This window comes from Streptomyces sp. NPDC038200 (assembly GCF_055600785.1).
Map to the genome: position 1 here is coordinate 355,363 of NZ_JBVJYH010000009.1, position 10,927 is coordinate 366,289.

Annotated in this window: 6 protein-coding genes; 4 read left to right on the forward strand and 2 right to left on the reverse strand. The window is 76.2% G+C overall.

Features of this window, described 5'->3' with window-relative positions:
* The first annotated feature begins 8 nt into the window (after positions 1–8).
* From ACZ7KF_RS21315 to ACZ7KF_RS21325, 3 genes are all read left to right on the forward strand, one after another.
* Positions 9–971: a glycoside hydrolase family 26 protein gene (locus tag ACZ7KF_RS21315; RefSeq protein WP_471077065.1), complete on the forward strand. Its 963-nt coding sequence runs from the start codon at positions 9–11 to the stop codon at positions 969–971.
* Complete coding sequence (locus tag ACZ7KF_RS21320; RefSeq protein WP_471077068.1) at positions 968–2,725, forward strand: ArnT family glycosyltransferase; 1,758 nt, start codon at positions 968–970, stop codon at positions 2,723–2,725. Before ACZ7KF_RS21315 ends, ACZ7KF_RS21320 begins: the two co-directional genes overlap by 4 nt.
* 459 nt (positions 2,726–3,184) lie before the next feature.
* On the forward strand, positions 3,185–5,293 hold the full coding sequence (locus tag ACZ7KF_RS21325; RefSeq protein ID WP_471077071.1) for a hypothetical protein: 2,109 nt from the start codon (positions 3,185–3,187) through the stop codon (positions 5,291–5,293).
* Here the strand turns inward: ACZ7KF_RS21325 and ACZ7KF_RS21330 are convergent.
* On the reverse strand, positions 5,274–6,764 hold the full coding sequence (locus ACZ7KF_RS21330) for a hypothetical protein (RefSeq protein ID WP_471077074.1): 1,491 nt from the start codon (positions 6,762–6,764) through the stop codon (positions 5,274–5,276). The two genes, ACZ7KF_RS21325 and ACZ7KF_RS21330, sit on opposite strands and share 20 nt — an antisense overlap.
* Positions 6,765–6,819: 55 nt before the next feature.
* Positions 6,820–9,609, reverse strand: coding sequence for a hypothetical protein (locus ACZ7KF_RS21335; RefSeq protein WP_471077076.1), 2,790 nt, complete (start codon positions 9,607–9,609; stop codon positions 6,820–6,822).
* Between the two features lie 509 nt (positions 9,610–10,118).
* Here ACZ7KF_RS21335 and ACZ7KF_RS21340 point away from each other — a divergent pair.
* A partial coding sequence (locus ACZ7KF_RS21340; RefSeq protein WP_471077079.1) for a cysteine/serine endopeptidase inhibitor occupies positions 10,119–10,927 on the forward strand: 809 nt, incomplete at its 3' end.

Here is a 10,927-nt window from a genome sequence, read left to right on the forward strand (position 1 = left end):
GGAGCGTCTTGCTCTGGGCGCTCGCCGCCGGGGCCTCCGCGGCGGCGGGCTGCGCCCCGAGCCGCACGGCGCCCATCGGCGCGGGCGGACAGGGGCCCTCGGCCAGGACCGCGCCGTACCTGCCGTTCGACGTCACCTGGATGATCCGGCCCAAGCACGGCCGCAAGTACCTCGGCGTCTCCTTCACCGGGGGGAGCGCGACAGCGGGCGATCTCGACGCCTGGGCGGGCCAGGCCGGCAAGGCGCCCAACCTGCTCTCCTACCGCCTCGCCTGGGGCGACGGCTTCCCGGCGGACGGGACCCTGGCTATCTGGAGACGCAGGATCCTGCCGTACGTCGTCTGGGAGCCCTGGAGGCCGGCGCTCCGTGACATCTCCGGGGGGCGCGACGACGCCTACATCCGGCGCACCGCGCAGACCGTCCGCGACCTCAACGTGCCGCTCGCCATCGGCTTCGCCCCGGGGATGAACGCGGACCGGTACCCGTGGGGCACCCGCAAGGCCTCGCCCGAGGAGTTCGTCGGCGCGTGGCGGCATGTCCACGACCTCTTCCAGGACACGGGGGTGTCCAACGTCATCTGGGTCTGGAGTCCCTCGGTGGCCGACCCCGTCCCGGCGGCGCGGTTGCGGTCGTACTACCCGGGCGACGCCTACGCCGACTGGCTGGGCCTCGTCGGGTACTACCCCAGGAGCGGACCGCGCACGTTCGACACCGTCTTCGGCCCCACCATCGAGAAGGCCAGGACCTTCACCCGCAATCCGGTGCTCATCGCGGAGACCGGTGCCCGCGAAGCCGCGGACATCGAGGACCTGGTGCGCGGGGTGACCACCCACCAGGACGTGGTCGGCTTCGTCTGGTCCGGCACGGACCAGCGGCCGGACGGGCGGACCGACAGCAGCCCCGAGGCGCCGGCGGCCCTTCGCCGTGGCGTCGCCGACCCGCACTTCGGCTTCGACGTGAGGCGCCCGTGACGACCGCAGAGGACCCCGTGGTCGCCGTCCCCGGACGTGCCGCCGAGGCGTCCGTCCCGAGCCCCGCCGGCCTCGGGACGCCCGCGCACCACGCACCGTTCGACTCCGAGTCGACACTGCGGCTGAGGGTGCTGCCCGCCCGGAACCGCGAGCCCGCGCCCGGATACACCTTCGACGAGATCACCCGGGCGGACTGGGCGCTCGGTCCGGTCCCGGACCGGGGCTGGTCCGCCGAGCCGGCCGCCCGCAGGACCTGGGTCAGCCGTGCCCTGCTGGCCTGTCTGCTGCTGGTCCAGGCGGTCCTGTCCCTGCGCCTGCACAACACCGCCTTCGAGGACGAGGCGCTGTACATCTACGCCGGGCACGCCATGATCGGCCACCTCTTCCACGGCGTCCCCGACTACGGCGGCTTCAGCAGCTACTTCTCCGGCTCGCCCGCCCTCTACCCCGTGCTCGCCGCCTGGGTGGACTCCGTGGGGGGACTGACCGCGGTACGGCTGATGAGCCTGGTCTTCATGCTGGGCGCCACCGGCCTGCTCTACTCCTTCACCCGGATGCTCTTCAACGAGCGGACCGCGCTCTGCGCCGCGGGGATCTTCGCCGTCACCCAGTCGACGCTGTTCCTGGGCTACTTCGCGACCTACGACGCGTTGGCGATCCTCCTGCTCGCGCTCAGCGCCTGGCTGCTCGTCCGGTTCGCCGCGGGCCACTGGGCGCTGTCGCTGGCCGCGGCACCCGTGGCCGCCCTCGCGGTGGGGGTGAAGTACGCGGCCGCGCTGTTCCTGCCGACCGTCGCGGCCCTCCTGCTGCTGGCCGCGTACCGGCGCCTGGGCGGGCGTCAGGCGCTCCTGCGGGGCGCGGCCTTCACCGCCGGTGTGACGGTCCTGCTCGGCGTCGGCCTGGTCACCACCGACTACCTCCAGGCGATCCGGAGCACCACCACCGACCGCGCGCACGGCTCCACGTCGGTCCTGACCATGGCCTGGGACTGCTTCCGGTGGGGTGGCCTGATCTTCGTCCTGGCCTGCCTCGGCACCGGGCTGTACGCGCGCCGCGACCGCCTCGGCGAGGTGCCGGGCGGGCGCCGGACGGGTCCCGGGACCCGGTGGCGCCTGGCCCTGGGGGTCGTCCTCACCGGCACCGCGCTGCTCGCTCCGGCGTACCAGATCCACCTCCAGACCAGCGTCTCGCTCCACAAGCACATCGGGTACGGCCTGTTGTTCGCCGCCCCGATGGCGGGCGTGGGCGTCAGCCGTCTGATGGGGGCTCACTTCAGGTTCCCGCAGGCGGCCATCGCCGTCGGCGTGCTGGCCCTCACGCTCGGCATGTCGCAGTCGGCGCAGAACTACGGCATCTGGCCCGACAGCACCTATCTGATGCCCGAACTGGCGAAGAACGTCCGGCCGGGGCAGAAGTGGCTGGGCCAGCCGCACGAGGCACCCGTGTACTACCTCAGCCGTGCGGGTCTCACCGACTACACGTACTGGACCTCGATCTACTACATCGACTACACCGGTCGCCAGGGCCGCCACCTCATGGGCCCGGAGGGCTACCGGGCCGCGATCGACGACGGCTGGTTCGACGGCGTCGTGCTGGACTGGAACGACCAGCCGGGGGACGTCCAGGCGCTGATCCGCGGCGAGATGCGCACCAGCGGCAGGTACCGGATGGCCGGCGCGCTGACGTACCGGACCTCCGTGGGCACGGGACACTTCGAGATCTGGCTCCGCGTCCCCGCCCCGCACAAGCGCTGACGGGCGGCGGCCCGCCGCATCCGTGCCCCTCCGGGCACAGTCCCTGCCCGGGCGGACACGGGGGCCCCGGGCGCGCTCCTCGGCCGTGCCGGGCGTGCCGGGCGTCTATATCATCGGCCCGGACGTCACGCCGGCGGCCGAGGGCTCCGGCGGGGACGAGCGGAACCCCAGCACGACGACGGAGATGCCGCGCATGAATCGCAGTCAGGCGACCGGATCGGTCGAGGGCCGGCCGGCGTCTCCCGCTGCCGCGGCCGGCGCCCCCGACGGCCGCCTCCGCCGCCGGCCGCCCGCCCGGGACACCCGCGCGCACGCCGACGGCCCGCTCTGCCACGGCAGTTCCGCGCGGTGGCGGAGAGGAACTTGATCTCCGGCAACAGGGAGGGCACCGGTACGGCCGGGAAGAGGCGGCCGTGGCTGGCCCCGAGGGCCCGGTCCGCACCCCCCGCCGAACGCCGCGTGACACCGCCGGCCGAGCTGGCGGTGCGACGCGTCGGCGCCGCCTGGCTGGTGCATCCGGCCACCGGCGCCGACCGGCGGTCCCTGCTGTTCGCCGCCGGCCTCGCGGCCGATCCCGCGTACTCGGTCGTCGTGGTGGACCTGCCGCCGGACACGGCGCTGGACGCGGTGGAGGAGGTCGTGGCGCGCGTGGTGCCCGCCGGTCCGCGCGGCCTGCGGCTGGTGTTCGGCAGACCCCCGTCGCGCGGACCCGCCGCCGCGGGCCGCTGGCTGGCCGGGCGCCTGGGGCAGGACGTGGTCGTCCCGGACGGTGTGCTGCTCCCGTCCGCCGGGGGCGCCCTGTTCATCGGGGCGGACCGGGGCCGCGGCTGGGTGCTCTGCACACCGCAGGGCCAGGAACGGTACGTGTCCCGCCGCTTCCCCCGGCCCGCCTGGGACGGGACCCTGCCGGACCGGCCCTGGCCGGTGGGCGCGAACGCCGTGGCCGAACCGGTGAGCGCCGGGGTGTGGCTCCGGCCGGCCCGCGAGGACGCCGCCCAGCACCGGCACCGCCGCGCGCTGGCCGCACGCCTGCGCGGCCGGAGCGACGCGGCGACGGTGGTGATCGGCACTCCCGACGCCCCGGAACCGGCACCGGAGGACGTCGCACGCTTCTGGCGGAGCCTCCCCGAGGACACCAGATCCACGATGCGCGTCGTGCCGTCCGGGCAGGCGCGGACGCCCGGCGGCCGTTCCTTCGGCGAGACCCTCGCCGCCCTGACCGGCGAGCCGGTGCACGTGTACAACGGCTTTCCCACCAGCGACCCGGTCGTCGGCCGCGCGCCGCTGGACGAGGTCCTGTTCACGGAGTGGGACGGGACCGCGGGACGCCCTGTCTTCGGCCGTGAGTTCCTCCACCTGCCCCCGGAGCCGGGCGGGCCCGCCGACTCCCTGCTCGCGGTGGACCACCGCTGGCCCCTCGACCACCTGCCGATGCTCCGCCGGGGCCTGTACCGCGGCGGGCCCGGCGTGGTGCTGGAGGTCCTCCCCTGGGGCCTGTGGATACGTCCTTCCGCCGAGCCGTCGTCGGCCGACGAGGTACGCGCCGCTCCACCCGACCCCCACCACGAACTGATCCTGTGCGACGACAGCGTGCCCGAGGCGCTGCCCCGCTCGCAGCAGTTGGCCGAGGACGTCGTCCGGCGCCTGCCCCCGGAGACCGGTCTGCTGGTGCGGGTGCTGACCGCCGGCCGGCCGTGGGGTGTGCCGGCCGCTCGCCCCGAGCGGCCGGCTCCGCCCCTCGTGCCCGCCGGACCTCCCCCCGGAGAGGCCGGGTCACGGCCCGAGGAGTCCGTGGCGGAGCCGCGCGAGCCGGAGTCGGAGCTGGGCGCTCCGCCCGGTGGCGCCGGTTCCGCCAAGGACACCGCCGTCGTCGCCCTCGCGCTGCGGCGCAACCCCGAGCTGGGCAGAGACCACGCACCCGAGGCCGTCCTGGCGGGGCTCGTCGCCGCCCGCCTCCAGCTGACCGTCCACGGGCAGCACGGCGGCCGGGACGGCCGGGTCCCGGGCGGTGAGGTGCCACCGCCGACCGCTTCGGCCCTGGCGGGACTGGCGCTGCTGCCCGAGCACAGGGGTGTGGTCGCGCTGCGCGCCGACCTCTCGGAGGAGGAGACGCGGTGGTACGACACGCACTGTCAGGTCGTGGAACGCGACGTGTGCGCGGCGTCCCTCACCGGCAGTCCCGGGAGCCCGGGCAACACCGACATCGTCATCCGCTCGGTCACCGGCCGCCGTACGGCCCTGCTGGAGCCGGAGTTGCCGGACCGGGTGCTGTTCGCGCCGGGGACGCGGTTCGAGGTCCTGGAGGTCCGTGTCCGGCGGGGCGAGCGTACGGCCGTGCTGATGCGGGAAGTTCCGACGGGCTCCCCGGCGAGCGGCTCGGTGCGGACGGTCGTGCGGGAGCTCGAAGAGGCCCTGGGCGTCTGGCGCGCGGACGAGCGGAGCGGTCTGGTGCGGAGCGGCGCGACGGACCCGTTCGCCCGGCCGCCCGGACTGGGGGGCCGGGTCCCGGCGCCGGACGGAACCGGCGCCGGGGGCCGCCCGGCCGCGCTCAGTGAGCGGTTCCGCTGACCCACAGGGTGGTGCCGTCCTGCTGGATCACCACGTTGCCGTCGTCCTGGAGCACCAGTTCGGCGCCGTCGTGGCCGGCGGTCCCGGACGACCAGGCCGTCTGGTCGTCGCGGGTGTAGACGACGAGGTGGCCGTCCGCCTGGAAGACCGCCTTGTAGCCCCGGCCCTCCGTGTGGGAGGACCAGCGGATCGTGCCGTTCTCGTCGGCGACGACCAGGTTGCCGTCCTCCTGCATGGTCAGGCGGGCCCGGTCCGATGCGATCGACGCGCCGGGCTCCAGGACCCGGGTGGCCTCGACGACCAGCCCGCCCGTCGCCCGGGCGGTGGCGGCCTGGGCGGGGGCGGGCTGCGCGGCGGGGGCGGGCGTGGCCTGCGCGGCGGAGGCCGACTGGGCGGTCGGGGCCGCCTGGGCGTCGGGGGAGCCCTGCGTGGTCCGTGTGTGCTGACCGGCCGGTGTTCCCTGACCGCTCGCGCCGGAGGCGGTGGCGGTCCTGAGCGGCCCCGAGGGGGCGGAGGTGGCGGCGGAGGAGGCCGCCGGCGGGGCCTCGGCGTGAGCCGCGGTCACGGCGGGGCGTGCGGCGGCGCTGCCGCCACCCGTGGTGGTCCGGGCGACCTGGACCGTGGCCGGCGCGGTCGTCCGGTGCTCCGCGCCGCCGGCCACGGGGTGGCTCTCCCGGCGCGGAGGTGCGCCTCCGGCGAGGGCCGTCGGGGCGTGCGGCGCGGAGGGGGGCGTGGGCGAGACCTGGGGGTGCGGGGCGCGTATGCCGGGGCCCTGGAAGGTCTTGTGGGGCGACACCCGGATACCGGAGGCCGACGGGGCGGGCGTCGAGGCGGAGGAAGAGGACTCGGAAGACGAGGAAGCGGAGGAAGCGGAGGAAGAGGGGGGTGCGGAGGGTGCGGAGGGTGCGGGGGACGAGGCGGACGGCAGGGAGCGCGCGGTGGTCTCGGGCTCGGGATGGGTCGGCACGTCGATGATGAAGTTCGGGTTGGCCGTCCCGGGCGAGGGGGACTTCTGTCCGGACGCCTCGAAGTCGGTCTCGTTGTCCTGGTCGTTGTGGCTCAGTGCCAGCGGCAGCGCGACCAGCACCGCTCCGGCGACCGCCGCCGCGGCGAGCAACGGCCGCTGACTGGACTTGGCGTTGCCGGCCGGCGCGGCGCCTTCCGCCGTACCGCCCTCCGGGGCCGCTCCGCCTCGGGCGGGCCGGCGCCGGTCGCCTCCCCCCGGCCGGCCGCCGGGCTGCGGTCCCTCCTCCGGGCGGTGGGGGCCCGCGTTCCGCAGTCCGGTGGCCGCCGCCCCGCCGCCGGCCGTCCGGGCGGCCGTCCCCGCGGCCCTCCGCCGCGGCTCCTCGGTGCCGGGGGTGGCGGGGGCGGGGTCGGGCGGGGTGGACAGGACCACGGCCCGCCGCATCCTCAACTGCTCGGTCGCTTCCGGCTGCGCTCCGCGCCTCGGCGTCCTGCGCTCAGCGGACATGTTCTTCTCCTCTGTGGGGTGGGTGCGTCCGGCACGGCGGGGCCGGTCGGCGTGGTCAGGCGCGGCTGTCCTCGTCCCGGGGCCGTTCGGCCAGCTGTCCGGCGAGGCGGGGCGGCCACGACGCGGCGGCGCCGGCTCCCGGGGCCCGGTCCGCCGCCTGCGTGAGCGCCGTCAGAGCGCCCTTGTCCTGGGCCTCGTGCCGGCCGGCACGGGCCGCGGGGTCGCCCTCGGCCACCTCGCGCAGCAGGACCGTCATGGCTCCGGGCCGCCCCCGCGTCCCCAGGACCCGGAAGCGCGTACCGGGGGCGAAGACGACCTCCTCGCCGTAGCCCGTCGCGGGATTCGAGGCGAACAGTCCGCGCACGCGCCGCCCGGTCACCGACCAGATGAGGTACCGGTCCGCGGCGGAGGCGGGAGCCCCCTCCAGGGCCAGCGTGCCGACGGGCCCCGCCTCGCGCAGTTCGCTCCCGGGGACCGGTGTCGTCGCGCCCGCCGGGAGGACTCCGGCGTCGCGGACGACGACTCCTCGGTACGACGGCAGCCGTCGCAGACCGGACGCCAGACAGGACAGGAAGGGCAGCGCGTCGTCGGCCCCCACCGCCAGACGCCGCTCCAGCCACCGCCAGCCGAGCGGACCGTCGTCGAGGGTGAGGAAGCAGCGCACCGCGATCAGGTCCGCGTACGCCTCCTCGTCGTGGCTGTAGGCGCGCAGCCCCGGCAGCACCATCAACGTCCGGGAGACCGCGGCCTGTTGCTGCCACCACTGCTCACCGCCCAGCGCCTGGAGCGCCTGCCGGTCGGCCGGGCTGCTGCGGTGCAGCGGGGTGACGCGGACGGGGCGGGCGGCCCGGCGCAACGCAGCGGTGTGCGCGGGCGGTTCCTGGGCGGCGGCCCGGGGGGACACCGGCGGTGTCCGGGTGGCGGTCCGGGTGGGTGCGGGCGACGACAGGGGTACCACGGGCGGCGACGGCGGTGTCCCGGGCGCCACCGGAGGCGGCGAAGCGGCGGCCGGCCCGGGGGCGGGCGCGGGAGCGGCGGCCGGGCCGGGGGCGGGGGCGGGAGCGGCGGCCGGGCCGGGGGCGGGGGCGGCGGTCCGGCCAGGGGCGGGGGGACCGGCCGGGCTCTGGGCCGGGGCCTCGCGGGCGACCTGCCAGGGGACCGGTACGGAACGGCCGCCCGGCCCGCCCACCGACCGGCTCGCGGCGCGTGCCTCGGCGAAGCCCGGAGGCGCCGGGGCCCTCCGGTTGGCGGCGGCGGACACGGCCGGGGCGTCCACGACCGGCGGTGCGGACGGGGCGGCCACGCGCCGGATCCGGACGCTCATCGGCGTGGCGTGCCAGGGCGCGGCGGCGGCGGGAGTGTCCGCGTGCGGCCCGGCCGGGGCCGCGCTACGCCGCTGCTCCGGTCCGCCGGCCTCCTGCGCCGAGCCCTCCTGTGCCGGGACTTCCTGTGCCGGGACTTCCTCCGCCGGGCCTTCCGCCACGGGGCCGGCGGTCGTGTCCCGGTTGTACTCCAGGGCGATGCCCCGCCGTTCGGTCACCTGCCGCAGCGAGCGCCGTCCCTGCGGGCTGCACCTGCCGAGCACGTGCAGGGTCGTCCGCGCCTGCGCGGACGGTTCCAGCCGCTCCATCAGCGTGTCGAGCACGGGCCACAGCCGGTCGTCCAGGCGCTGCCCGGGCGCACCGACGTGGACCATCATCGTCTCGCGCGCGAGTGCCCGCGCGGACGCCTCCGCGGGCACGACGCCGTCGGAACCCACCCACAGTCCGGCACGGGTGACGGCGACCTGCCACAGGGCGTCGAGCATCAGCACACCGTCCTCGGCGGCGGCCGCCAGTCCGGTCACGGGCGGCCGCCGGCGCAGGACGCGCGGCGCCGGAGCGGGCCCGCCGTGCGCCGGGAGACAGGCGACGGCCTCCACGTAAGGCCGCCACGTCGGTTCGCCGTCCGCTCCGATCAGCACCACGGCCCAGTCGGCCCCCGTGCCGTCCGCTCGCTCCAGCAGAGCGGGAACCCCGCTCACCACCTCCACCTCGGTGCCGAGCAGATCGGCGGTCTCCTGGCCGGCGCCCAGCAGGTCGCGCCCGTCCCCGGGAACGAGGCGAGCGGCGGCCCGGGCCCTGGAGGGCAGCAGGGCCAGCAGCTCGGCCAGTGCCCGGGCGGGCACGGGGGGCGTGCCGGGGGTGCCGACCACGACGGCGAGCCGGTGTTCGTCGACGGGGATCGAGGCGGCGACGGACCCTTCGGCGTCCGGCACCCGTCCCGCCGCCCGGATCAGCACCCCCGCGGGCACGGGTTCGACCACGTGTCCGCCGACGGCGTCGGGCGTCAGGCGGGCCGCCGCGTCCTCCCAGCTCGGCACGGGATGGCGCAGCCCGAGCGGCCGGGGACCCAGGCCGGGGCTGAACTGCCACCAGCCGTCCGGTCCGACGGGGGTGAAGAGTGACCCGTCGGGGGCGACGACCACGGGACCGGCCGGGGCGATGACCTCCAGCCCCCAGGTGTCGCAGACCCGCCTCGCGGGTGCCGGCCGCCCCGGCAGGTCGGCGCCCGCGCCCGCCCAGAGCAGCCGCACACCGGTGATGCCGGACCGCCGGAACGCGTCGAGCAGCGGCGCGAGTCGCTTCCACAGCTCGGGGGAGTCCGCGAGGCTCGCGGCGACCACCACGGTGGCCTGGTCGGGCTCTCCGTGGCCGAGTGCCTCGACCGTCTCGGCGAGCCGCGCCGACTCGTCGGCGTCGGACGCGAGCAGATGGACGGGTGCCTGCCGGGTCCGACGTGCCGGGCCGCCGAGTCCGGGGACGAGCGTCCGCAGCGGGCCGAGGCCGGTCGTCCATCGCCTCACAGGTCGTCACCCGACGCGGGGGTACGCCTGCCGGTCCCGTCGGTGCGCTCCGGGCCGGTGGGCCGGTCAGGGGTCTCGCTCATGCCCTTCTCACTGGTCGCCGTGGCTTCGGTCCCGTGCTGCGCTTCCCCGGGGCAACGGTGTCTCCCGGCACCGTTCATCGCAGCAGGCGCGTCCACCGGACCGCAAGGCGGGCGCCCCCTCCGTGCCCTTTCGGACGGCGGCTCGTGCACGAGCGGACACGGCCTGGTCCGCGGCGGCCGTGGGCCGTCCGGTCGGTGCCGACGCTCTGTGCGATGACCGAAAAGGCGGAGTGAGTGGCCCGCCGGGCAGACGGCCCGGCGGATCGCTGCGGTCGGCCGTCCGCTTCTCCAATGATCGGCCCGGCACGGCGTCCGTCCCGGAGCATCCCAGGCCCGGCGGGCGTGGCCGGGCTGCCCGCCCGCCGGGCCTTCCGGGCCCCGGGCCACGGACCGATCCACAGCACATGAGACCGACCAGGAGATTGCGTGTCCCAACGGAACCGGATCATCGCGGGCGGCGCCGTCGCCCTGGTGACCGTCGTCTTGGGAGGTGTGTCCTTGGCACTGGCCGACAACTCGGTCAGCACCCGGACCATCTCCGGCCAGATGACGTACTACAACGACAGCGGGTACGGCGCCTGCGGCAGCGTGGTCGACGCGGCCAGCGAGGACCTCGTCGCCGTGTCCCACGAGTGGTGGACGTCCGCCGATCCCAACCAGGACCGGCTGTGCCGGGGAGTCGACGTCCAGGTGTCGTACGAGGGCAAGACGATCACCGTGCCCGTCAAGGACATGTGTCCCTCGTGCGCCGCCGACCACCTAGACCTCAGCCAGACCGCGTTCCAGAAGCTCGCGCCTCTGGAGAAGGGGCTCGTCAAGGGCATCACCTGGAAGTTCGTCACCGACGACGGCACCGCCATCGAAGCCCCGTCCGCTTCTCCCGGACCGACGAGCAGCGAGGTGCCGGCGTCGGGCGGGCCGGGCGGGACGGGGTTCCCGTCGCGGTACGCGGCCCCGTACGTGGAGACGTGGGGGTCGCCCGACGAGCTGGAGAAGGCCCGTCAGGCGGGGCTGCAGTACGCCACGCTGGCGTTCGTGCTGGACGGCGGCGGCTGCAAGGCCACCTTCAACGGCAACACCCCGGTGGGCGACGGCGGCTGGAAGGCCGCGGTGCAGAATCTGCGCTCGTCGGGCGGTGACGTGATCGCGTCGTTCGGCGGGGCCTCGGGCAAGGAACTGGCCCAGGGCTGTGATGCGGTGCCGGCGTTGCAGGAGCAGTACGGGGCCGTGGTCGA